The following is a 25,101-nucleotide window of genomic DNA, read 5'->3' on the forward strand; positions in this document are numbered from 1 at the left end:
CAAATGATTACGAATTGAAGCAGGCAGAAAGAAACATTAACTGACAGGTCGTATAGAAGCTCCCCTAAAGGTTTGTACAAATGTAGCTACAAAGGATAACCCAATAAGTGTTAATGCCCATAACACAAAAGTACTCACACCTACAAAATCAAAATATGCATAACTCTGCCCCCATGCCTGAATGGCCCAGTAGGCAGGTAGAGAAGCAACTAACACACCAACAATCACATACACTCCGAACATAGAAAATACCTGTCCCATGATAGATTGTCGAGATGCTCCCATCACATTTTTGACCGCGATTGAATTTGATTTGTATTCTATAATAAAAGCAACAAGAGCAATAACCCCAAGAATGGCAATGAACAAAGAGAGTATTGCAAAAACAGACATAATCTTAGCTATACGCTCATCTTCCTCATATAACTTGTCAATTCTTTCGTTTAATGTGGAATAAACAAAGGGTGCCCCTTCTGAATACTGATTCCAAATATCATTGATAGCCTGGATATCTACCCTGTCACCTTCTTCATACTTAATTAAAACATAATCAAAGCCTTTTTTTTCCGGCAGTAAAATCAAGGCCAGCGGCTTTACAGGTGTAAAATAGGACTCATAATTATAATCCTGCACCACCCCAACAGTACTTAAAGCCCACTCGTCATTACCAAATATTTCTATTTTTTCATCAAGGGGCTTAGTCATCTTCAGTTCTTTAACAGCTGCAACATTGAGATTAACCCCCAAGCTATCGCCTAATTCACTATTCAAAAAACGCCCGGCTTTTAAACGAATACCCATCACATTAAAATAATCGTCATCGACATAGTTAACAGACAACATTAAAACATGATCTTCTCCTCCGTTGCTAAGTTTAAACGTTCCCGGGAAGTAATCATCTCCCGGAAGACTTCTACTAGCACCCACATACCGAACACCCTCAACATTTAGAACATCGGTTTTAAATGCGTTTATATCGTTACGTACAGCATGTCCACGTTCAATAACAATGATATTATCCGAATCAAAACCAGGGTCGTTTTGCCTGATAAAATTTATCTGCCACCACATCGCACTGGCAACTACAACCAAAAACATAGCAACAGCAAACTGACTTGTAACCAACAAGCCTCTGACAAAAAATCCGGACTTACTTATATTATACTCACCGGATATTAGTTTTTCAGGCTTTCGCCCTGAAAAGAAAAACGCAGGAAAACTACCCGCAAGTAGACCAACAAACAACAAAACAAGCAGAATACCAAAGAAATCGACCCATCCTCTGAAGAAATTGAACTTCAGGTTTAGATCGAAAAATCCATTCAGGAATGGCAATAGTATCTCTAAAAGCACCATACTGATAAAGGTAGCGCCAAGCCCATAGATCAATGCCTCAACTAAAAATTGCATTATTAGCTGCCCCCGTGATGCTCCTACCAACTGTCGGTAGCCTACCTCCCTGTACTTCATTTTCAACTTAGCAGTTGTCAAATTCATGAAATTAATACAGGTTGTTAACAACACAAAAATGGCAACAAAAATAAACAGCTGTATATAAATAGGCTTTGAGTTACTACTTAACTCACTGTCTAAATGTGATTCAAAATGTATGTCCCGAATGTTTTGTGGAAAAAAAGCAAGCTCAAAGCTATCACTTGATTGTTCAGATTGCATGATCTTTTCAACCTGAGGAACAAGAAGCTTATCTTTTTCCTGATTCACCTCCTTGATAAACACATCAGTTTCGGCTCCTTTTTGTAACTTCAAATAAGTATAACAATTGAGATATAACCAATCTTCTTTCCAATTCTTAACGTAGGTGGAATCACCTTTTTTTAACAGGATCTCATCAATCGTGCTAATGGAAGCGATAAACCCAAATGAAAAATGTGATGCAGCAGGCAAATCATCACACACACCGACAATTTCATATCTAATTGCTTCACGTTCGACAAATTGCCCAATCGGATTTTCATTCTGGAAATACTTACGCGCAATTGATTTTGTGATTACAACATGCCGCGGTAATTTAAGTGCAGTATCTGCATTACCGCTTAGAATTTCAACATCAAATAGTTTAAAAAAGTCCGGATCGGCGAACATAAAACCATCTTCATTGAAGCGTTTATCATTGTACTGAACTACATTAATAGCGCCAGGGATAAAGCGAACTACTTGCTCAACTTCATCTATTTTTTCAACAACGGCGCCCAGTGGCAAAGGCGAAGTTGCAGTTTTAATTATGTTATTTCCTAATACGCCCTCTGTAGCCAAACGATAAATGCGTTGACTATCTGTAAAAGATGTATCATAACTAATTTCGTGCCTAACCAACAATATTACAAACAGTCCCAACACCAAACCAACAGACAATCCTAAGATATTCAGCAAAGCATAAGCTCCCTGTCTTCGGATACCACGTATCGCTACCTTGATATGGTGGTTTAACATCATTACAAACGACTTTTTATATTTTCAGTTACAACATGACCATCAAACAATTGCACTACTCTTTGACCACGCTCTGCTTCCGTTGCCGAGTGTGTTGCCATTACAATGGTATAACCTTCTTCATTTAGAGAAGAAAGTGTATCCATCACTTTGTTTCCGCAGGCAGAAGACAAGTTCCCTGTAGGTTCATCAGCGATAATAAGATTTGGATTTGTAATTATGGCTCGCCCAATGGCAACCAATTGCTTTTGTAATGACGCCAATTGCCTGGGATAATACTGCCTAAGGTGTGAAATCTGAAACTTTGATAAGATTTCATTGACTTTAACTTGCCTGGCTTTCTTCGAATACTTCAGATACTGAAGTGGTAACTCTATATTTTCATATACATTAAGTTCATCTATCAGGCCGAAGTTTTGAAATACAAAACCAATGCCTCCGCGTCTCAGGTTACTTCTTTGTCTCTCTTTTAGTCGACTTACTTCATGCCCCATGAAAAATAACTCGCCGGAGGTAGGCTTATCAATCAAACCAATGGTATTAATCAATGAAGTTTTACCACTACCTGATGGTCCAAGAATAACCACATACTCCCCTTGCTCAATGTCAATATTAACATTTTGCAAAACGGTAGTCTCAATAGCTCCATTTCTAAGTACCTTTGTTAAGTTTCTGGCATGAATCATATTGTATCAAATTATGTACGGTTTCGTAACATCACTGTACGAATCCGAACATCTATTTTTATATATTATATACTAAAATATCCCCGTTCAACAGGCCACAGTTTTAAATCCCCACAAATCCAACACCACATAATCATCTTAATAACTGGACCTTACACTCAAATCTCTTCAAGATTCCATTGCAAAACTAATGTAAATCTTGCTAAATCAAACATCACTTTCTATGCCACAAGGCTTAAGGCCTTATAATCAAGGCAATTACAAAAACGGCACTTTTTTTGGTTGCATCACAATCAAAATCAACCGTACGCTTTCGAACAATTCATACTGTAGTTGTAACTTAAATATGGTATATTTAGTAGCGAAAAACTCAAAACAATGACAAAGAAATCAGGACGAATTCTTGCAATAGATGACAATGCAGACATCTTGTTTGCGCTAAAACTATTATTAAAACCTCATGTTGAGCATATCAGCACCTCAACTGATCCAAATAAAATTCCTGCATTAATGGCAGAGAACTCTTTTGACGTTGTCCTTTTGGATATGAACTTCACAAAGGACGCAATTAGTGGTCAGGAAGGGTTTCATTGGCTTGAAAAAATTTTAGAAATCGACCCGCAGGCAGTTGTGCTTTTCATTACAGCATATGGTGATGTTGAGAAATCAGTTAAAGCGATGCGTGCCGGAGCCACAGACTTTATTTTAAAGCCCTGGCAAAATGAAAAATTACTGGCAACTGTTAATTCTGCGATTCAACTTCGCCAATCACGTAATGAGGTTAAGGATTTAAAGAGTAAGCAAAAGGAAATAAATACCATATTAGATCAGCCTTTTGCTGATTTCATTGGCGTTTCACCTGGCATGCAAAATGTTTTTAACACTATTAAAAAAGTTGCTGCCACTGATGCCAATGTCCTGATTCTTGGAGAAAACGGAACTGGTAAAGAGCTTGTTGCTCGGGCCTTACATCGCCATTCTTTGAGAAATAACGAAAGTTTTATCAGCGTTGACCTTGGAGCCTTGAGTGAAACATTATTTGAAAGTGAATTATTTGGTCATGTTAAAGGGGCTTTTACCGACGCGAAAGCCGATCGTCCGGGACGCTTTGAACTGGCTTCAAACGGAACTATATTTCTGGATGAAATCGGCAACTTGTCTTTACCACTACAAGCCAAACTATTGACAGTACTTGAAAGAAGAGAAGTCACGCGAGTCGGTGCCAACAAGTCAAAACCTATTGATATCAGGTTAATTTGTGCCACCAATATGAATTTGAAGCAGATGGCACTAGAGGACAGTTATCGTCAAGATTTAATTTATCGTATCAACACTGTTGAAATTGAACTTCCTCCCTTACGAGAACGTCCAGAGGACATTCCGGTTTTATCTGAACATTTCTTAAATATTTTCTCAAAAAAATATAAGAAGAAAATCAATAAGCTCTCTGCAAAGGTTATTAAGAAACTGACCAACTACCCATGGCCTGGTAACGTAAGAGAGTTTCAACACATACTTGAGCGCACGGTAATCATGAGTGAATCGCCTAACCTGGAAGAGGCTGACTTTCAACTCTCCTCATTACCAACCTCATCAGAAGGTTTTGAATTTGACACATACAACCTTGAGGATATTGAAAAGCAGATTATTGAGAAAGTGCTTCGCATGAACCGCGGGAATGTTTCAAAAGCTGCTGCAGATCTGGGCTTAACTAGAACATCATTGTACAGAAGACTTGAAAAGCATGGTCTATAATAACTTCAGAATAAACTTTATTGTACGGACCTTGCTACTGGCAGGGTCTATTTTTGCGTTCTTCTATCTGTTTTTTAACACAGAGCTAACCATGACACTTGTACTGGTAGGTCTGTTAATTGCTTTTCAGATATTTGCAATGATCCATTATGTTGACAGAACCAATCGTGTCCTAAACAACTTTCTGGAATCCATACGCTATTCTGATTTTACAAGAACGTTTCAGGTTGAAAGTCTTGATTCCTCATTTGACAAACTCAAAAAATCATTCAATGAGGTAATTAAAGATTTCCAGGAAGTAAGAGCAGAAAAGGAAGAAAACTACTATTACCTGCAAACAGTAATTCAGCATATTGGGATATCATTAATTGCTTATTCGAAAGATGGAAAAGTAGAACTTATTAACAATGCTACCAAAAAACTATTTCAGGTTAGAGCACTAAATAACATTCAGGCATTAAATGAATTTAGCCCTGAATTAGTTCAGAAGCTATTAAGCATTAGACATGGAGAAAATTCATTAATAAGAGTTCAGGAAAAAGATGAGTTACTTCAACTGGCCATTTACGCTACTGAGTTTAAGATACATAACAGAACTATCTTGTTAACATCGATTAAAAACATTCAGGATGAGCTGGAAGAGAAGGAGATGGAATCGTGGCAAAAACTAATTCGTGTATTAACTCACGAAATTATGAATTCCATTACACCAATCTCATCACTTTCTTCAACTATCACTATGATTTTGAAGGAACTGTCAAGTAGTCTTCAGGAGAAAAATATTGACAGCGACGATCTTGAAACAATAAAAGAAGTTGAAGGGGCTTTAGAAACAATACACAAAAGAACGGATGGACTATTGCATTTTGTTAATACGTACAGAGATCTGACAAGAATTCCGACGCCTACGTTTACAATCTTCCCTGTTAGTAAGTTGCTACTTAACATCAAAGGATTGCTTACAGAAGAGCTTAAAGCTAAAAGCATCAAGTGCAGTATAAACATCGAACCAAACTCACTTGAGTTATCCGCAGATGAAAAATTAATTGAGCAGGTAATCATTAACCTGGTTAAAAATGCTATTCAGGCTCTCGACTCGAGAGAAAATCCGGAAATCCAGCTCAATGCTTTTCTTAACAAACGAGGTCGCATAACAATTCAGGTAATAGATAACGGACAAGGTATTCTACCAAATGTTCTGGATAAAATCTTTATTCCATTCTTTACAACAAAACCACAAGGCTCTGGAATTGGTCTTAGCCTTTCAAAACAAATACTCCGTCTTCATGGGGGAACGATTTCTGCCTATTCTGAACCAGAAAAAGCAACTAAATTTACCCTGACTTTCTAACTAAAAGAAAAGGTGCAAATCTGAATGATTTGCACCTTTTTATATCTTCTTTTATGTGTTCTTATTCTGCCTTCATGCGATTAAACATTACGGCCAGATGCGCATACAATGATGTATTCTGAACAACAATATCCTCCTCTACTTTAATACGAACAGGCGTAAAGTTCCAGAGGGCTTTAATACCTACTTCAACAAGCTTATTTGCCACCTCTTGAGCTTTATCTACAGGAACAGTCAGAATACCAATCTTTGCTGTTTCCTCGTGCATGTTGGCCAGTTCCTCAAAATGATAAATTGGCACCCCTTCAATTGTTTTACCAACAACTTCAGGGTCAACATCAAATGCAGCCACAACCTTTAAACCAAATTGTTTTAATCCATGATCGTGCAATAATGCTTTACCTAAACTTCCAACCCCAAATAAATAAGCTTCATCAACTACTGTAAAACCCAGAAAATCTTCTAATACATCAATTAGAGGTTCAACTTCATATCCAACCCTTGTTTTGCCAACAATACTGGTATATGACAAGTCTTTTGTTACCTGAGTTGGGTCAACCCCCATATCACGGGCAATTAATGTTGAAGATATATGTTGAAGCCCCTCCTTTTGGGCTAGCTTCAAATAAGCTAAATAACAAGGCATACGTCGAAGCGCTGGCTCCGGCACCAGGTTATTTTTCTTTCGATTAGTTAGCGACATAGTGATTAATTCATATGTTTATACATTCCTTTTTTGTTCAACAAGACTCTAAGAAATAAAAACCAATGACCAATGAATAAAAGATAAGGTGTGAATTTCTATTGCTCTTTTCGTCTGTTTAACAAACTTACAAAATTAATTAAGTTTTTGAATGATAACTCTATTCACTAATTAAAATTGACAAGATTTATATCACCAATTTATTACTAATCGCCTTTTAATTTAAAGCTTTATGAGGCATATAACTTAAGAAGCCATTTTTTTCAAATCCTTTTCCAATAATCCATCACGATTTTTCTTATTCACCATATGGTAATCGAAATAGTAGAATGTTGAACTATCAGCGCCGATCAATATTTTATAGCATCGAGCTTTATATTTCGTGCCTTCCGGACCTACTTTGTGCATAAAAACAACCGAATCATCCCTTCTTTCTATAGCATCCTCAACCTCTGAGCGGGTTACAATTTTAACATTGTAAGGGTAAATGCTCTTTATCTTTGACAAGGTATTGACCTCCGGAGCTAAATCCTCCTTTGTGAGATACAATGTCTTTCCTGACAAACTTTTGACATTATCGTTGTAGTACTTGAAAGCATTAGGTTTAATCAACTGAGGCTGTTCATTCATAAGATTGACATGATCCTGAATAAAACGTACAAACGCTTCAAGCTTGTATGCATAACTTACATCCTCAACACGAAGGTATGATAATGGTAACGAACATAAATCAGGCAAATCCCTTACTTCTGTATCTGTTTCGCCAAGTAGAAGGCTTAAAAAATTATAACGGGCTTTTGTTTTATCTGCATCAAAAGTGGCAACTGTTGAAATCAAAAAAGAGTAGGCAGGATCATTACGCTTATCTTCAAATTCATCATTGGAGATAAATTCATAATCGGTTAAGGTCCATACGGTTTCCATCACCTCTTTGATCTTAAAATTAAAGTCACTCATTGGATTCGCATCCATAACAACAAGCGTTTTTGTATTTAAAAAAGCTTTATATTCTTCTTTTGTTGGCAAATGTTCTTTTGCAAACACACCACTAACAGCAATTAAACAACAGGCAATTGTTAGTATTCTCTTCATATTCACACAAATTTCTTTATACATTAATTTTTAACACCTTCCTTAAAAGGCTCGTCCAAATTTATAAGGATAATTCTAAATTTATTATTAAATCAGTATTTGCTTAATACGGGAATAGTTAACCAAACGGTTACATCAAATTCAATTTATTTTGCAATTGGTTAAAAAATGCTGCTTATTTATTATAAAGAGCCACTTATTAGTTTATTTTTGTTTAAGGAAACTAGGCTATTTGGGGTTAGTTATTTCACGATAACATTGGCAGCTATCGCATTTGGTTTAAAAATTACCAACATGCAAGCCCCAAAGAAGGATAATCTAAACAACAAACAGATGAAATTACTAAATAAATTTCTTTCACTATTTAAAACGGAAAGCAAGGAAAAAGTTGATGAAGAAGAGCAAACTCCAATGCTCATAAACAACCTCATTAATTTCTTCTTATTCTGCATTGTGTTTATTGAAGGTATTATCAGTCTGAGAAATGAGAATACAATTTTTGCAATTCCCCTTCTGACATTAAGCCTGACGTTTGCATTTCACTTTGTGTACCTAAGCCGAAACTCAATGGCTAAAGGCATGCAAAATTCACTTTTCTTCTTCTCTAGTGTCACTTTTTTATATTTTGTTGTTTTTGGAAGCAGCACGGGAATCAATATTATCTGGTCAGCACTTTTCCCTCCATTTATCATCTCACTTATGGGAATGCGCAGAGGGTCCATTTTCTCAATCATATTCTTTCTGTTAATCGCAGTTATTGTATTGGTGATTAACAATTATGGATGGATTGAGCAGGCCAAAGAATATACACAGACAGAAAAAATTGTTTTTCTCGCTTTCTATGCCTTCTTTTTCATAACTACTTATGCCATTCACTTTACCTATACCGAGATTATTTTAAGAAAAGAAAGGCGCGTTTTAGATTCACAGAATTTCAATAAAACGCAGGAAGAATTAATATCAAAACTTTCACACCAAATCAGAACTCCCTTAAGTAACATTACTGGTATTATTGATATTCTTGAAAAAACGAATTTAAGTGATGATCAGCGTGATTATATCAATACAATACATGCCTCTTCAAATAACCTGGTAAATGTTGTTAATAACATGGTGGCAGCATCCAAAACTAATTTTAGCCAAATACCGGCTGAAGAAGTTAGCTTTAACCTCTATTCAACTATTAATAACACTATCAAGTTATTTCAGGATGATCAGGAGAAAAAGAAATTCAGCCTTTCACTTTCAGCTGATATTCCAACGAACTTAATTGGCAACAGCATTAAAATTAAACAGATATTCCTTAACCTTCTTAACAGTCTCCTGAAGTATAATAATTCAGAGCTTAAAACAATTACAATTGAAGTTTCACGTAAAGAGATTCTTCCTAATAAAATAGTTTTAAAATTCAGAATCATAAGCAATACAGTAGTTCCAATGCCTAAGTCGAAACTTGGTGAGGATGCTATCCACTCATCGGATGTAATTCACCTGAATCGCTCAAAATATATCAACATGCTTGATTTAGGTATTACACAGAAAATAATCGAAATGGATGGTAACCATATTGACATTATCCCTGATTCGGTTAAAACCATTATTGAATTCACTGCTACTTTCAAAGAAAACATCCAAAGTCAGTCAATTGAGAATATAAAACCTCCAACCAAGCAGTCAGAGAACTACTTTAAGCCAGTTGTTGACATAGCAGACTCCAACATCCTGCTAGTTGAGGATAACTTCAGCAACCAGCAGATTATCATTTTATATATTAAAAATGAGGTTAAGAAGATTGAAGTTGCTTTCAACGGCAAGGAGGCGCTTGATAAGTTTGGCAAAGCCAAATACGACTTAATTCTTATGGATATACAAATGCCGATCATGGATGGCTTTAAGGCAACTGAAAAAATACGTCAGATTGAAAAAAGCACTGGCACACACACGCCAATTATTGCAGTTACAGCCAATGCATTCCCTGAAGATAAAGAACGATGTCTGGCAACCGGTATGGATGATTATATTAGTAAGCCATTCCAGCCTGAAGACTTAATAAGGAAGATTAAAAAACATCTAAGTTAGGATTTAGACTTTCATTTTTATTTGTTCATCCCAATATTTGAAAATAAGTTATTAACCTGGGTTCGTCATAAGTAACGAGCTCAGGTTTTTTTATTAATCAGTTGCCAGATGGCATATTATCCGATGTATGCATGAAAATGGATCATGTACATAAATTGTATCTTAAAAGATATTTATCAAACCTTAATTACTATTCGCAGTCTCATTTTATGGAATAAGATTAGTCTATCACAAACAGGTGATATAGTGATACTATTCTATCAGGTACGGTTAAAAAACGTCAACACCTTGTTAATTACTGTTAAAGCCTCTTGAATTTCTCATCTAGCCTTGTAAGTTTGTATATTGAGGTTAGACCACGAACAAATGGATAAGAAGAAAATGAAGAAAGAAACTGATATAACATTAAAACTTAAACGGAAGATTCTGATCTATTCGATCATAGAAGTTGCACTAATAATTGCACTTTTAGGTTTTATCATGTTCTTAATAATGGTTTTAATGAGCTAGGTTTACAGGTAAAGCGTTATTGTCTTTTCTGCTAAAACTTTTCCATCCAACCATGTAGTAAGAACCCACTCTCCTGCCTTATCATCATAGGGTTCCCAGACAGTATCTCCAAGAAAAAACTCGTAGTCATTCGAATTTACAAAGTATTGTCCCTTAAATGCGGGTTCCACTTTGCCATGCTTATCTTTAAACGGAGGGTGATCAATTTTAAACTCAACAAGCTTGCCTTTGGCACCTTTAATCTTTATAACATATCCAAATTCAATATCCGGCTGAATCAGAATCCTGTCAGTTATTTTCAGTAGCTTCGGCAGCTTTCTCGATGTTCGTTCCCACCTGCTATATTCTCCGTAGCTATATAATTCCCAGCTTATTTTCTTCTTTGCCATTAAATTGTTTCATTAACTCTCCAGAGAATACCTCACCTGATCCAACATCAGTGGAATATCTCCGGAATCTATACCATGCTTTTTAAGGTAAGGTATATCTGAATTAAAAGTATCAATAAACTCATTAAACGAATGGTTAGGCAACTGTATGCTTTGCTGATAAAATGACAAAGCTTCTTTTCGTTTCTTCTGACACCATAGTGTGTGCCCAAGATTTATTAAATCGTGCTTGTTTTTCTCTGAAACAATTAATTTGTGGTAATACTTTTCAGCCTGTTCGAATTTACCTTCAACGAAAGAGCACCATGCAATGGGCCGTCCCGCTTTGTTATTTCCGGGATCAAGGTACTCAACTTTAAAATAATACTTTAAAGCCTCTGAAAAGTCTTCCAATTCTAACAAACAGTGCCCTATTGAGACTTGTGTATGAAGGTTTGAAGAGTCCATTTTTTCGGCCTCCTTATAATAATTTAAGGCATCTTCGGGTTTATTTAAGTGTCGGTAACACAAGGCAATCTTCTTCTTATTCCACACACTTTGTGAGCCCAGTAACTCGGCCTGTTGATAATAACATAAAGCTTTTTCGTAATTTCCGGATTGTTGATAGCAATAAGCCATTTTTTGAAGCACCTCTGTATTGCCCTTTTCCTTATCAGCAATCTTGCTATAGATCTCGAGGGCATCTTCAAAGTAATTTTTCTTAAAATAATACTCACTTATATCCCTTAAAGCATCTGAATCATCAAGCATTTGATTGAAGAACCATCGATTGTAAAAGTCCATTTTTTGGGTAAAGACATCTTCAAACTGGTGTTTCTGAGGATGAACTTTTAACAGACGATATAAATCCTGAATAAACTGATTACTGGCAACCAGCTTTTTCTGATTGGCTTGCAGCATTTGTTCATCCTTTTGCATTTCAACCATCTGCTCTATCTCGGCTGAAAACATTTGCCCCATCATTTCTTTTTGCATGCCAGGCATATGTGGAATACTCAGAATAAGCGAGTATTTATCAGAATTACATAAGAAGCGGGATGAAGCAAGACCATCAAGCAATGACCGACTGCTAAAAACGGCATCTTCATTAAATAATGACTGCTGAACATCAGGATGTGTAGGATAGAATGGCATTAACCAATTACTTACCGTATTGAAGAATGAAAAATGCTTTAAATGTTTAAACGTTGATAAAAACACATCGGCACCTTCCATTTGCCATTGCGTCAACTCTTCCATTTTATCCATCAGGTTTGGCGAGTCCTTAAACATATCTTCCCAATCAGGATTTTTACCCTCAGCAAGATTATCACTGATCAGGTTATCCAAATCGAGCTTATCCTTAAGCTTAGGGTGCATTTTCACTACTTCAGGTAAAATCTCATCGTTCAACTTTTTAGAAATTTGTTCTGTTTCCCTCGTTCTGATCAATTGAATAGCGATACTGTGAATAATTGTTTGTAAACCACTCTCTTCAATTGTCATAAATAACTGGGTGTACAACTCTGGATATAATGGTAAACGCGCGTCATATTTATTCAGAGCCAATAATAAAGCGACTATAGCCCTGGCACTTAATTCATCTTCTGGATGCGTGCTAAGCTCTATTAGAAGATGTATATAATCGGAAGAAAAATCGCGCATTAAAGAAAGGTTTATCGCCCCAACCAGTATGGCTTTGTAGTGTAAGGGAAGAGTACTTTTCTCAAAGAAATCTTTCAACACTGATTTATTGACACTCCCAATAGATGAATATGACCAAACCTGGTTGAATAACTTATCGACTGCTAATTGTAATTCCGGTTTATTCTCAGCATTGCCATCTACGACCTTTTGCAATTCTAAAGCACTCCAAATAGAGTTTATTTCATCTATTGCAATCTGAAAATTAAGCTCTGTCTGTTTTTTTCTTTCTTCATAGATCTGATCTCCTGAATATTTGCTCAGCAATAAATCACACACCTTATCTGCCAGGTGGTATACATCGCGTAATAAATGATTGTAGACTTTCTGACGCTCAGGATCCGATATGCCCTCGACCGTGTATTTCAGAATATTCTTATAGGTAAATTCAATATTATAATGACTATCGATCAAATCTCCATTTTGCGATTCTTTAACCAATTTTTGAATTTTATCCAGGCTATCTTTAATCTTCTTTTCCGATAAAAGCCAACATATATTTGTATGCTCAACTTTAATTTCCTTAACAGTCATCATAGCTTACTATTTAGATGATTCGAACTTCAAAATTACATCAAATCCTGATGTTTTGGAACTACCACTCTGCAATCTAAAGAATAAAACTTTATTTAACTCATACTCCAGAGTAACCATTTCCGGCGTAATTTCATCATCCTCCGTTTCTCCAAATCCCCGTTGATAAATCACAAATAAATCGTTTGTAATATACTTTCCAACCACAAATGCAGCGCTTTGCCAATTTTCGGTTGAGTTAACCTCAATCATATCCAATTTAAAACGTTGACCAATGGTAGAGTTTAAAGAAGATGTTACCACGTTTGCCAGCATATTTGATCCGACAGACCCAATAATACCATTCTGTCCATCATAGCTTAATTCGTCCATTGTTTTACCAAAAACCATAATTGATACGGCATCAGACTGTGTAATACCAACATCATCAAGGGTAAAGTTGATTTCAGGCTCTGATAAATACTCTGTTATTGCCAGCTGGAGTGTATGTTTTTCCTTATCACTCCCCCTAAACACATATTCCGCCCTAATTTCCAATCGTGGGTCCTGTGTCTTTCCTCCCATGAATGTAATAATTCCTTCAGTCACGTTAAACTTACGTCCATAAAGAATATAGTGTCCCCTCACAACCTCAACATCTCCGAATAACTCAAAATAATCAGCCTCTTTAACAACATCAACATCTCCGCTTATTTCTATATTCATATCATTACTCTTCAGCCAGGTACTTCGAGGTATGTCAATATTAAGCCGTCCTCGCAATTGCTTAATAAACGGAGGCACCAACTCAATCTCTTCTTCAGTTTTGATGGCTACTGAATCATTTTCCTGTAATGCTTCAACCAATAATGGCATATTTTCAGTGTTGCTTTTCGCATCATCATCAGCTACAAGTCCGGGAATGTAAAATGAAGACCGATTAACTATTACTTTACCACCAAAACGAGGCGCCCCTTCAATTCCTGTCCGGTAAAACGGATCTCCGCTAATATTGACGTCGTAGTTTTTATGTTGAACCAGGTGAAAATTCTTAATATTCGTGGCCATATCCGAGGCCACTACCTTTCCTGAAACCAGTGTTGAATCTAATAAGAGATATCCTTTTGAGGCATAATGTCCCTTATCCGAACCAACGTAAAATGTGTCTATATCTACTTTGTTTTCATCAAAAACAAATTGCCCGGTAATATCTTTATAATACACTCCTTGTTTATCATTATTTAAATAGCCGTTTTTCATATTGATCTGCCCATAAAACATCGGCTTATTAAACTCACCTTTAGCTTTCACTCTTCCATCCAATAACAATCCAGCATTTATATGGATATATTCTGAAATATCAGGTGTTACAAGTTCTAAAGAGTCCAGCACCAACTCTGCCGAGAATGATTCGGGCAAAGGCATATCGTAACCGGAAGTATCTATTTCCAGTTTAAGTGGCACTTTAAAATTGGCATATATACTACTATCCAGTTCTGGAGACCAGGTATCAACAGTAAAAGTATCGGCTAAATATGCAAGCTGTCCTTCGAGGGCAGGAGTTACAAAGTCTCTGAAGTAAAAATCTCTTAACGAATAATTTCCCTGAAGTATAACAGACTCAGGTTCACCGGTAAGCTGCAAAGCCATAGTTATTTTTCCGCCAATACTATCGGGTGTATTAGTGAAATAATTAAGTATATTTAAGTCCAGACTATCAATATTCAACTCAAAATTCTCAACATTATTGGCGCTAACGACACCATCAGCTTTGAGCCTGAAATGATCATTATCCCTGTCTTTAATCTCTAATGCATCAATGAAAATCGACTTATCGTAAAACCCTATGTCTTGCATAGAATCTGTCAGGTAGAAATGAGAGCCTGGTATTTTTATGTCAGTAGATACAAGAGTTAAACCAATCGTATCCAACAAACTCAATTGTGATTCAATCAGCACATTCAGAGAACTGTCTTTTCCCAGACTAATAGCAGACCTTAGGTGTTTATCAGTATAATCAAAACTAATATCAAATGTATCAAGCATCTGTACATCACCGTGCAAGTTATTCCCATTAATTACACCACCAACTACTATTGAGTCTGCAAAATATCGCCCATCTAATTGTGCAATAACTGTGTCGCTAATGAGTTCTGCATACCCAAAATCAGTTACATTCAGTATTCCACCAAATTCGATACTATCTTTATTGCCGGCAAGATTAACATTGGCATTTGCAACTTCAAACGAAAAGTCAGGTAATTTGAATTGTTCAAGAAAATCCAGGTTCCTGCTTTTTACAATGGCCTGAGCTTTATAATCAAACGAACTAAAATGTATTTCTCCTGAACTGACGACCTCATTACTCTTTATTTTTACAGCCAATGTGTCAAAGTACATACTCTCTCCACTAAACTCCGAATGCAACACAAGACTATCAACGTCAATGTCATACACCTTACTATCATATAACTGAGCCCGGGTTGTAAAATTCCGCTTATTAGAAATAATATGGGTACCTGAAATAATGATATGACCATTGACCACAGTATTCTCCATAACTGGCTCAATCACCTCTACATCCAGGTTACGGGTTTCAAAATTGAAAGTATATTCCGGTTTATTATATAAATCATCTATTTGCACATGACCTTCACTTCGACTTTCGTTATAAACCACCAACATATCAGCCTTAATATGATTACTGATTTGCGAGGCATCAATAAATAATGTGTCAGTAACAGTATTCTGGTATGAGGAATTATTAAACCGCCCCCGTAAATTCAAATCACTTTTATAGTCAAATACGTTTTCACCCTTTATTTCAACTGAGCCATTCAGATAGGCCTCTGTCTTATTCATATCAAACCAATCTTCAGGCACAAATTCATTAAACGACACATCAACATCGTATTCTGACACGAGTTTTTTATTCCTTATGGCGTCCGGAAGATCATAAAACACACCTTGCAATGTTACACTTTCCTTTCCCTTTGACAATAACAGATCACAATGCAACTCTTCTTGTTCCGAATTTAAACTTAAGCTAAGCTCAGGGATCGAACGCAAGGGAACCGTTGGTAAAACCAATTGAACATCACGTTGATTCAGGGGAGTGCCTTCTAAGTCAATCTGAAAATCCCCAGTTGACACATAGTGGGCATCTCCAGTAATAAGTGAGTTATTTGTTTTAAGGTAAATACTGTCAGCTTTTAATAATGTTCCTTTTTTAAGAAAATTAAGCCTGGCCTGCTCTACCTCAAAATCCGGGTTAGCAGATTTAATATTCAATGAACCTAAAGCAACCTCGACATGCTTGTCTTTAAAATAACCTCTTGCATTCAGTTTTATCGTTTCAATATCAATTGGATTCATGCCATACTTGAGCTGATAACTTCCATGCCCATTCTCCAATACTATATTCTTAAAATCTAAGATAAGCGGAAATTCTGATGGTTCATCATTCTTATTCTCGATCAACCTTTCAAGAACATACAACAAATGCATAGTAGCACTGTCTTTATACCACAGATTAAAATGAAGAGATTGCATATAAACCGTGTCAAATTCTATGTGTTTTGCCCTTAAGTTGATCAATCGATAACTCACATATAAAGAGTCAATACTCGCAACCGTTGAGTCTCCTTCTGTTAAGGAAACATCTGTTAAGTGAATGGTATTATACAGGTTTCCTTCTATTTTGCCAATAGCCAACTCTCCATTAAAATATGGATTAACAATCTCAAGTACCTTTACTCTAAGGTACTCCCTAAATGACGCCGTTTGCGTATAGATGAGCAACCCAATTAATATCAGTATGATCAGACTGAATGCAAGAATCAGATATTTTACAATTTTCTTCAACATATCAGAAAGGGTTCCCTATATTAAAATGTAACTGCCAGCTTTTTTCATGGTCAAAAATTGGTCTTGCCAAATCAATACCCACAGGACCAATTGGTGTTTTGACCCTTAAACTAATACCAGCGGCATAATGTAAATCATTAAACCGATAATAAAATGATTCTTGCCAAACATTACCAACATCACAAAAAACAGCAAACACGATCTTAGGCGCTATTAAGTATCGGTTTTCAATACTCCCCTCAAGTAAACTATTACCACCTGTAGGCTGCCCTTCATCATCTTTGGGTCCTAATTGAGAACGCCCCCAGCCTCTGACCGAATAACTACCTCCTGCATAAAATCGTTCTTCTATAGGTACCAGATCATCATTATTTATCATTGTTGCCACACCAACTTTTCCTTTCAATGCCATAGTAACACCGGGTTTTATACCTACGTACTTTTTATACTCGATCAAACTGCGGTAAAAAGGTATTGATTCATTGATCATAGTACCATTCCGTTTAACATTCACTGCCAATGAATAACCTGTAACCGGATCAAGACGAGGCTCCCCGTTAAAGAAAACAAAACCAAGTGACACACCGGATTTACTGTAGTGGTCCATATCTGATCCTGAATTCTCGAGCAATGCCGCAGCATCACCTACAAGCGTTGAATCGGAGTTCACATCTTCAAGATAAAAATTAACTGATGTATTAAAGCGTTCTGAGAAATGTTGCAGAAAGGTTAAATTAACTCCATATCTATCAATACTATAAGCAGGCTCATGTTGCCGCATTACAAAAGGATTGATCAAAGCTGAATTAAAAGGAAAAATTACTGCCGGTTGAGTAAACTTAAGTTGAAAGTTATAGGGTTCAAGGCCCGAATGCTTTCCGTATAAATTGACTCGTCCTGTTCTTGTAATAAATCCAAGATATTGAATATCTGCAAACACCCGGAAATCATCTTCACGTCCATAACCTACTCCAAAACGCGATGTCCATCGCGGAGCTTCTTTTAAAACAACTAACGTGGGTAAAGTATCTGGCTTTTCTTCACTCAATAGTGTTTTTATGGAAGCAACCCTGAACATTCCGAGATTATAGATCTGCTTCTGACTTTCATCAATATCATATTTTGACCAGGTATCGCCTGTTTCAAAACGTAATTGGCGAACAACCTTTTTTTCCGGCACCCGTTCGTTTCCTTCAATAACAATGGGACCGAAATAGCAAAGCTTATTGGTTTCAATGAGCCAATTCAATTCAGCTTCTTTTTTTAATGTGTCAACCTTTAGCTTATGCTTTACTTTCGCGTACGCATAACCCATGTTATTATATTCCTCATTTATAAAAGATTGGTCAGCATAAAACCATTCATCCCTGAAGCGTTGCCCCACTTTTAACTCGGACTGCAAGCGAATTTTACGACGAATTTTTCTTGTGAGAAACTCTTCATATTTAACCGAATCAATCGTGTAACTAATTTTATTCAGTACGATTGGCTTACCCTCGACAATATTGTAAGTCAGTTTCACATTATTGTTACGGGTAATTTTAATTTTCGGATCGTTGAACTCTACATCTAAATAACCTTCTTTCTCATAAACATATCTAATTATCTCAAGATTATCTTCATAGAGAGGCATTGTAAAACGATCGGCCTCCTTATCGGAGAATTTCTCACCTATTCGGGTAACTGCCTTTAGACTAAGGCTTTCCTCAAGTTTTGAATCAGTAATAGCCCTATTTCCTTTGAACTTAACCTTCCTGAGTTTTTGACGATTCTGTCCAATAGCAGAAAATGAAATTGCGATAAGCAATATTAGAAATAGATGTGTCTTCAATTAAATAATAAATTTAGGGCTCTTAAAATTAAGGCTTTTAGCATCAAAGTCAAGGGCATAACTATGCTTATTCGAACAAGAGCTGATAAGGTCTTTGAATAGCATCTGTCAACTGCCCCAAAGAAACATTTCGTGTAAAGCGATAATACTCCTTACCTTCAAAATACACTAACAAAGTTGGAACTGTAAAAACCTGGTACTGTGCTGCAATAGAAGGTTGCTCTTCTATGTTTATATAGTCAAAGGTCATCTTGGGAAATTTCTCAGACAATAACTGTTTCACTTTTGGTTTTAAAACCTTACAAACATTACATCTATCGTGCGAAAAATATTTAAGCGAAGGGCTATTCATGGAAGGCCTGTTATTAGTTACTATACTTTATGAATTAAAACAGTAGCGTAAGCTGCAATACCTTTTTGTTCACCTACAAACCCAAGTTTTTCAGTTGTAGTGGCTTTTATAGCAACATCTGCAACATCCACATTCATCACCTTTGCTAATGTTGCTTGCATTTCAGGGATTAAACTCTTCAGCTTAGGACGTTCTAATGCTACTGTACTGTCAATATTCCCCAATTCAAATCCCTCCTGACGTATCAGCTGCATTGTTTTATCCAATAAAAGCTTACTGTCAACCCCTTTTAAATTCGGATCAGTATCCGGAAAATGAAAGCCAATATCACGCATATTAGCTGCCCCCAGGAGGGCATCGCAAATAGCGTGTATTAACACATCTCCATCTGAATGACCAATACTTCCTCTTGTATGTTCAACTTTTAATCCTCCGATCCACAATTCTTCACCTTCACCTAATTGGTGGACATCGTAACCAAATCCTACTTTTATCTTCATAGTGCGTAAATAAAAAAGACCTTAAGGAATTTCCTTAAGGTCTTTTCAAATATAATGAATAAAGTTCTTATTTAAAGTCACTCAAATCAAATGACAGAGAAAAACGCATGGTATTGGCCAAGGGATTGTTTTGCACCATTGGAATAATATAAGAAGCATCCAATGTGAACATATTAAACTTCAAACCAAAACCTGCAGAAGCAAATTTGCGGTTTCCTTGATTTTCGTGCTCATGAAAGTATCCTGCACGAATAGCAAATTGCTTATTATACCAGTATTCAGCACCAATCGAGAAATTTATCTCTTGCATTTCCTGCTCAAATCCTCCCGGAGCATCACTAAAAGAATCGAATATGGCAGCCGGAACAGATTTATCATTGTTAGGATCTACCCAATCATCACCGGCATCTTCCGGCTTAATCTGATTTGATGGCACCAATAGCTTATTAACATCGAATGCGAAAGCTAAGCTATTATATCTGTCAAGCTCCATAGCATAACCAACTCCCAACTTTAAGTTAGTTGGTAAATATTCCTTATTAATACCATCATAGCTTATTTTTGATCCGATATTAGAAATATTAATACCTGCCGTAAATTCAGCATCATTACGATTTACACGCATTGGTTCTCTGAAATAGAAACCAATATCCGCTGCAAAAGCATCACCGGCCTGCAAGCTTTCTCCTGTATTTGAATAACCGTTGGTTAGATCAGAACGGATATAGCGAAATGCAACAGCTCCTGAAAATTTATCTGATAATACGCGCGAATAAGCGGCATCAATTGCAAACTCATTTGGTTTACCTTGATAACCAGGATCATCCGGACCGTTTGAAAAAGTTATTTCACCCATTGAAAAATAACGTATCGATGCACTGATTACCTGCATTTTATCTAAACGATAATAAAAGGTTGCAGTGGACATATTAATATCGTCAACCAACTTACGTAACCATGGTGTAAACGAAATAGCAGCACCCATATCGCCATCGATAAATGCGTACTTGGCCGGATTTAAAAACTGCGAATTCAAATCGGGACTTGTGGCGACACCAGCATCTGCCATACCGGCTGCCCTGGAATCCGGATTAATATTTAGGAATGGTGCTGCAGTTGTTATGGCATTATTACCATCTGTCTGTGCCTGCAAAGCGCTCAAACTAAACAAGTAAGCCACCATAACAAGACTTACTTTACTCAATACTTGCTTCATATTTTGATTCATAACGTATTACTCTCTTCAAAAATTACTAGTCCATTGGATAAGGTGAGTATTTACAAAACTGCAAAAATCACTTTTTATTATTTAACTACCAGTATTTTTTTCGAGAATTTCCCAACTTGATTGTCAGAAGTTTTGATTTCACAATGCAAAACGTACAATCCACGTTGCAGAGATGATGACGGAGTCCACTCAACAGGGGCTATAGAAGTACCAATAGAAACCTGAGTTGTTTCATGCTGTTCAATTAATCTGCCATTCATACTATAGATACTATACGTAACATCTAACACTGCATTAGGTGCATCATGTTTAAACGAGATATTAACTACTTCATTAGTTTCAACCGGATTGGGATAGACCTTAGCTTCACTTATTTGTAAGCCTCCACTTTGGCGAACTTCAAAATCTAATGCTGCCATCGACGAATTGTTCAGATTATCCCATACTTTTAGCTCTAAAGCGTGTTTCCCTTCCGTTAATTGCGGCAATTGATAACTCAGCATACCACTTGTATAGCTATTTAAATCTGACGTGTAGTATGCATTAAGATTAATAGGTCGTGTTCGGTTTCCATCAACAACTAAAGTAATATCATGTCCAATACCAACTCCGCTGGTATTAATACCACTCTCATCTGAAAGTTTTGCATATAAAATAGGCTGTGAACCTGTAATATCTCCATTTTCAAATGACGAATCATTCAACCATATAGAGATATCGGGACCCTGAGTGTCATCTGGCGGATTATCAGAAACACCTCCAATTAATACCGAGTTATCAGCTCCAAAAGACTCTACTCCATCTTCCCCATAAGCATAATAACTTATGCGACCTTGTCCCACATTATAACGTATATCTTTGGGAATGATGAAAGAAGCTAAAAATTGATTTCCTGCTATTTCCATCTGTCCCTGGTAAATCTTGTTTTGATACACCTGGTATTCAAAGGGCACCGCCCCCTTATTACCAAGGGTTTTAACCGTTATTGGCTTATCAAAAACCTGCATTGTTACGACAGCACCAGAAGCATCGGCATCTTTAATTTCACCCTCTACCTCAGCTAGTGTCAACGCTTTCATTTCTGTCCTGACAGCAGGGTCTTCTTCTCCATTAATACTTTTGGTTTGTATATTTCCCTGCGGATAAGCAAGCTGCAAAGACGGATCACCCAAGAGCGTGAAATTTAATTTATTGACACTGCCCCCTATATCATTCTTGGTATTTTTAATAACCTCACCAAGTCGCACTTTATTTCCTTGTTCATCTTCTCTGAAAATATTTTTATAGAAGCTCTTATTTATGACAAAGTTTTCATGTGACCAGGCAATACGTGTCGTAGTAAATAAGGCAACACCTGCTCCAAGGGGAGATAAAACCACCCACTCGCCGGCAGATATATCATGATAATCATCGTAGCGGCTAAATTCGCATGTTGCAGTTACAAATACCGGAAGTTTATCAATATTGGTAAAACTCTTTATAGTTGTTATGTCCAATACATTCTCATCAGCTAACTGTCGCTCACTTCCATGACCGGTATAATTAAAAAGTAATGTGCCATCATTTATTGTTTTCTTTATTGCTTCGTTAACTTCAGGATATCTGTCTCCGGATGAAGTGGTAACCTTAGGATAAGCATCAAAGAAAATTTTATTGTGATTATAGGCCGGGTAATCTCCATAAACCTGGGTTGACAAGTCATTAGCCTGCCTCATATGAAGATTACTGTCTCCATCATCAGCCAAAAAAGTGATATCTGTTTTCCAGGCTCCGGCAGAACTTTCATTAAGGTATTTCTCAACCTTATCAACCATAATCGTTGCCTCATCAATGGTGTTAACCGGGAAACGGCCAATTCCGATATCCAGTTTATCAAACAGAATGTTCTGACCTTCATTATCGTCTAAAAAGCCATAATAATCATCAGAAACGTAACACTTTTTGATATCAATGGAATTATATGACTGATAGGTTAAAATCTTATTGGTGTTATCATCATCATAAGTCCGATTATCATATGAGCCATCACCAAACAACAGAAGACATTTAAATTTAGCATCTTTTTTATACAGGTAGCGGGCATAATCTCTTATAGCAGTAATATCTGGTGAACCTGAAGAAAATTCATTATATATCTGATAAGGAAATACAATTTCACAGTGTAAGCCCGAGTGTTCTTTATGAATTTCAGCCAAACGATTTGCTTCACTTTCGAACAAAGGGTGAGCTATAATTAACATTTCAGGAACTGAAATTCCACGAATATCCTGATTTGCCAATGTCTCTTCAAACTCCGGCTGGGGAATATCAGCGGTTAGATCAAAGGCAATGAATTCCTTTAAGTTATCGGTCTTATAGGTAAATCCTTTTTGACCTGAATAATCTTCAATCACGATATTTTGGGGCGACGTATGGTCAGTAATATCCCAAAGTCGAGTTGAAGAGTTGACACCATCAAGATAGAATCGTGTTGAGTTACCCTCGCCTGTTACATCGCTATTTCTGAATTGTAATTGTTTATCTATATTAATAAGGCATTTTGCATTGAGACATAAGAAATTGAGCCAGCCGGTGGCTCCGCCCGAACTTGATTCATAAGTTAAGTCAACAGAAACATCATTATTGGATGCATTAAAAACAGACCATGCCTTCCCTTCATTGGCAAAAGCCCCGACCGTATTGGAGTAATCTATTTTCTGAATCTTTATTTCCTGAACCTCCTTTTCCTCAACATGTGTTCTGAAATTCGAATTAACATCTGATCGCGCAATCAGGTTAGTATAAATCTTAACTTCCTTATTTAGTACACGGTTATTAAACTCAAATAAATAATTTCTCGTTTGCCCCGGATCAAATCTTAAACCGTACCATTCGAGGCCTGACTTTAACAAATTCTGATTATCAAATTCATGAAAAGTATAACTATCAAATTCACTGGTTTCATAGGTAAATGTTTCAGACACATATTCGCTCTCCTGCACCCGCTTACCTTCTCCATTACTATCTGATAAAAAATAATATGCTACATCAGTATAATCATGCTTTTGATGTTCAAACATATCACTTTGAACGTTATAATTCCAGGCGGTAGGTCCCTGAGCATAAAAGTAGATGGCATCGCCCTCATGGATAACTGAATTTTCAACCAGGTCTTCGTGACGAAGTTCAGCATTGGGGCGAGGCAACAAATTACCCCCATTACCGAATACATTTACACTTTGGGGCTTAGAAAAACCCCACGATGTTAACAACGAGTAGGGTATTCGATGAACGCCTGATTCATTAATCCTTATTTTAACCCATTTGCCACTGCCTAAAACGGAATTACTTTTTACATTTTCAGCGTTTTTGAGAAAACCTTCAGACTTCTTCTCCGGTAACACAACCGTGTAATCAAATTCATTTATGAGGTGATAGTTTTTTTCAAATTCATCAAAAACCAGCGGTATGATTTCCATATGCAGGTAATATTGACCTCTTATACATACTACATGTTTTTTTATCATATCATAACCATCAGTGCTTACTGAATTCAAATAGTTTAATTGATGGTCGTTATTAACCTGTGTTGTTTCCAGTGAATATTGAATCTCCAACTCGTCTGCATCTATATAATACGGTAAAGAGCACTGAACAAGTTTTACGGGCAACTGACTCTTTTCATCAATGCTTACCTGTTCAGCCAACTGAAATGGTCGGAGTTCATAATCACTTGTTTCGGAACCCAACCATGTAAAAAATTCTTTCCCTGTGAATGTTTGCGCCTCAACCTGGCAGAAGCACATCAATAATATTATATATAAATATCTACCCATTATCTTTCTTTAATAACCTGACTTAGATTACACTAATAACAACAACCTACTTCACATTATACTTCATTCAAGTACATTTGTTCATCAAAAACGACAAAAATAGCTATAACTGTACAAGAATTTTCTATTTTTAACGTTCTGAATCTTGAAAAATTGTATTGTTAGCATTTAGTTAGCTATTAAAAAAATAGTTCGAAAAAGGAGCTTAGCTATAACCTTTTTATATTTTTGCAGTATAATGGAGTCAGTTACACATCAAACGTGTGTGATTACTAAGTTTGTAAATAATTGATAAT

Annotated in this window: 15 protein-coding genes; 3 read left to right on the forward strand and 12 right to left on the reverse strand. The window is 36.5% G+C overall.

Features of this window, described 5'->3' with window-relative positions; all coding sequences use genetic code 11:
- Positions 1 to 36: 36 nt before the first annotated feature.
- Entirely contained in the window at positions 37 to 2,454 is a 2,418-nt protein-coding gene (locus tag ACRD69_RS07570; RefSeq protein WP_430814476.1) for an ABC transporter permease, read from the reverse strand.
- Positions 2,454 to 3,137: an ABC transporter ATP-binding protein gene (locus ACRD69_RS07575; RefSeq protein ID WP_430814477.1), complete on the reverse strand. Its 684-nt coding sequence runs from the start codon at positions 3,135 to 3,137 to the stop codon at positions 2,454 to 2,456. Before ACRD69_RS07575 ends, ACRD69_RS07570 begins: the two co-directional genes overlap by 1 nt.
- 378 nt (positions 3,138 to 3,515) lie before the next feature.
- Between ACRD69_RS07575 and ACRD69_RS07580 the strand changes: the two genes are divergently transcribed.
- Positions 3,516 to 4,892, forward strand: coding sequence for a sigma-54-dependent transcriptional regulator (locus tag ACRD69_RS07580; RefSeq protein WP_430814478.1), 1,377 nt, complete (start codon positions 3,516 to 3,518; stop codon positions 4,890 to 4,892).
- 91 nt (positions 4,893 to 4,983) lie between these two features.
- A complete protein-coding gene (locus ACRD69_RS07585; protein ID WP_430814479.1) occupies positions 4,984 to 6,243 on the forward strand; it encodes a sensor histidine kinase in 1,260 nt (419 codons plus the stop codon).
- A 61-nt stretch (positions 6,244 to 6,304) separates the two neighbouring features.
- On the opposite strand, the gene ACRD69_RS07590 is transcribed toward ACRD69_RS07585, so the two are convergent.
- Together ACRD69_RS07590 and ACRD69_RS07595 are read right to left on the reverse strand one after the other, a co-directional pair.
- Positions 6,305 to 6,946 carry a redox-sensing transcriptional repressor Rex gene (locus tag ACRD69_RS07590; RefSeq protein ID WP_430814480.1) on the reverse strand — a complete coding sequence of 214 codons (642 nt, stop codon included), beginning with the start codon at positions 6,944 to 6,946 and terminating at the stop codon, positions 6,305 to 6,307.
- A gap of 246 nt (positions 6,947 to 7,192) precedes the next feature.
- Positions 7,193 to 8,038, reverse strand: a complete 846-nt coding sequence (locus ACRD69_RS07595) for a hypothetical protein (protein WP_430814481.1) — start codon at positions 8,036 to 8,038, stop codon at positions 7,193 to 7,195.
- A 333-nt stretch (positions 8,039 to 8,371) separates the two neighbouring features.
- On the opposite strand from ACRD69_RS07595, the gene ACRD69_RS07600 reads away from it, so the two are divergent.
- Positions 8,372 to 10,117, forward strand: a complete 1,746-nt coding sequence (locus ACRD69_RS07600) for a response regulator (protein WP_430814482.1) — start codon at positions 8,372 to 8,374, stop codon at positions 10,115 to 10,117.
- Positions 10,118 to 10,629: 512 nt separating this feature from the next.
- Here ACRD69_RS07600 and ACRD69_RS07605 read toward each other — a convergent pair.
- From ACRD69_RS07605 to porU, 8 genes are all read right to left on the reverse strand, one after another.
- The gene (locus ACRD69_RS07605; RefSeq protein WP_430814483.1) at positions 10,630 to 11,016 is read right to left on the reverse strand and encodes a DUF3859 domain-containing protein; all 387 of its coding nucleotides are present in this window, start codon (positions 11,014 to 11,016) and stop codon (positions 10,630 to 10,632) included.
- Positions 11,017 to 11,028: 12 nt separating this feature from the next.
- Positions 11,029 to 13,236: a tetratricopeptide repeat protein gene (locus ACRD69_RS07610; protein ID WP_430814484.1), complete on the reverse strand. Its 2,208-nt coding sequence runs from the start codon at positions 13,234 to 13,236 to the stop codon at positions 11,029 to 11,031.
- Between the two features lie 6 nt (positions 13,237 to 13,242).
- The gene (locus ACRD69_RS07615) at positions 13,243 to 17,079 is read right to left on the reverse strand and encodes a translocation/assembly module TamB domain-containing protein (protein ID WP_430814485.1); all 3,837 of its coding nucleotides are present in this window, start codon (positions 17,077 to 17,079) and stop codon (positions 13,243 to 13,245) included.
- 1 nt (position 17,080) lies between these two features.
- Complete coding sequence (locus tag ACRD69_RS07620; protein ID WP_430814486.1) at positions 17,081 to 18,910, reverse strand: BamA/OMP85 family outer membrane protein; 1,830 nt, start codon at positions 18,908 to 18,910, stop codon at positions 17,081 to 17,083.
- 67 nt (positions 18,911 to 18,977) lie between these two features.
- Positions 18,978 to 19,262 carry a thioredoxin family protein gene (locus ACRD69_RS07625; RefSeq protein ID WP_430814487.1) on the reverse strand — a complete coding sequence of 95 codons (285 nt, stop codon included), beginning with the start codon at positions 19,260 to 19,262 and terminating at the stop codon, positions 18,978 to 18,980.
- Positions 19,263 to 19,282: 20 nt separating this feature from the next.
- Positions 19,283 to 19,762: a 2-C-methyl-D-erythritol 2,4-cyclodiphosphate synthase gene (gene ispF, locus ACRD69_RS07630; RefSeq protein ID WP_430814488.1), complete on the reverse strand. Its 480-nt coding sequence runs from the start codon at positions 19,760 to 19,762 to the stop codon at positions 19,283 to 19,285.
- A 67-nt stretch (positions 19,763 to 19,829) separates the two neighbouring features.
- On the reverse strand, positions 19,830 to 20,978 hold the full coding sequence (gene porV / locus ACRD69_RS07635) for a type IX secretion system outer membrane channel protein PorV (protein ID WP_430814489.1): 1,149 nt from the start codon (positions 20,976 to 20,978) through the stop codon (positions 19,830 to 19,832).
- 89 nt (positions 20,979 to 21,067) lie between these two features.
- A complete protein-coding gene (gene porU / locus ACRD69_RS07640; protein ID WP_430814490.1) occupies positions 21,068 to 24,805 on the reverse strand; it encodes a type IX secretion system sortase PorU in 3,738 nt (1,245 codons plus the stop codon).
- Between the last annotated feature and the right edge of the window lie 296 nt (positions 24,806 to 25,101).

The sequence above is a fragment of the Carboxylicivirga agarovorans genome, assembly GCF_050589845.1.
Classification (GTDB): Bacteria; Bacteroidota; Bacteroidia; order Bacteroidales; family Marinilabiliaceae; genus Carboxylicivirga; species Carboxylicivirga agarovorans.

Bases quoted from the DNA above. Each gene is read 5' to 3' on its own strand.
- ACRD69_RS07570 (WP_430814476.1), bottom strand. From the start codon at position 2,454: ATGATGTTAAACCACCATATCAAGGTAGCGATACGTGGTATCCGAAGA.
- ACRD69_RS07575 (WP_430814477.1), bottom strand. From the start codon at position 3,137: ATGATTCATGCCAGAAACTTAACAAAGGTACTTAGAAATGGAGCTATT.
- ACRD69_RS07580 (WP_430814478.1), top strand. From the start codon at position 3,516: ATGACAAAGAAATCAGGACGAATTCTTGCAATAGATGACAATGCAGAC.
- ACRD69_RS07585 (WP_430814479.1), top strand. From the start codon at position 4,984: ATGACACTTGTACTGGTAGGTCTGTTAATTGCTTTTCAGATATTTGCA.
- ACRD69_RS07590 (WP_430814480.1), bottom strand. From the start codon at position 6,946: ATGTCGCTAACTAATCGAAAGAAAAATAACCTGGTGCCGGAGCCAGCG.
- ACRD69_RS07595 (WP_430814481.1), bottom strand. From the start codon at position 8,038: ATGAAGAGAATACTAACAATTGCCTGTTGTTTAATTGCTGTTAGTGGT.
- ACRD69_RS07600 (WP_430814482.1), top strand. From the start codon at position 8,372: ATGAAATTACTAAATAAATTTCTTTCACTATTTAAAACGGAAAGCAAG.
- ACRD69_RS07605 (WP_430814483.1), bottom strand. From the start codon at position 11,016: ATGGCAAAGAAGAAAATAAGCTGGGAATTATATAGCTACGGAGAATAT.
- ACRD69_RS07610 (WP_430814484.1), bottom strand. From the start codon at position 13,236: ATGATGACTGTTAAGGAAATTAAAGTTGAGCATACAAATATATGTTGG.
- ACRD69_RS07615 (WP_430814485.1), bottom strand. From the start codon at position 17,079: ATGTTGAAGAAAATTGTAAAATATCTGATTCTTGCATTCAGTCTGATC.
- ACRD69_RS07625 (WP_430814487.1), bottom strand. From the start codon at position 19,262: ATGAATAGCCCTTCGCTTAAATATTTTTCGCACGATAGATGTAATGTT.
- ispF (WP_430814488.1), bottom strand. From the start codon at position 19,762: ATGAAGATAAAAGTAGGATTTGGTTACGATGTCCACCAATTAGGTGAA.
- porV (WP_430814489.1), bottom strand. From the start codon at position 20,978: ATGAAGCAAGTATTGAGTAAAGTAAGTCTTGTTATGGTGGCTTACTTG.
- porU (WP_430814490.1), bottom strand. From the start codon at position 24,805: ATGGGTAGATATTTATATATAATATTATTGATGTGCTTCTGCCAGGTT.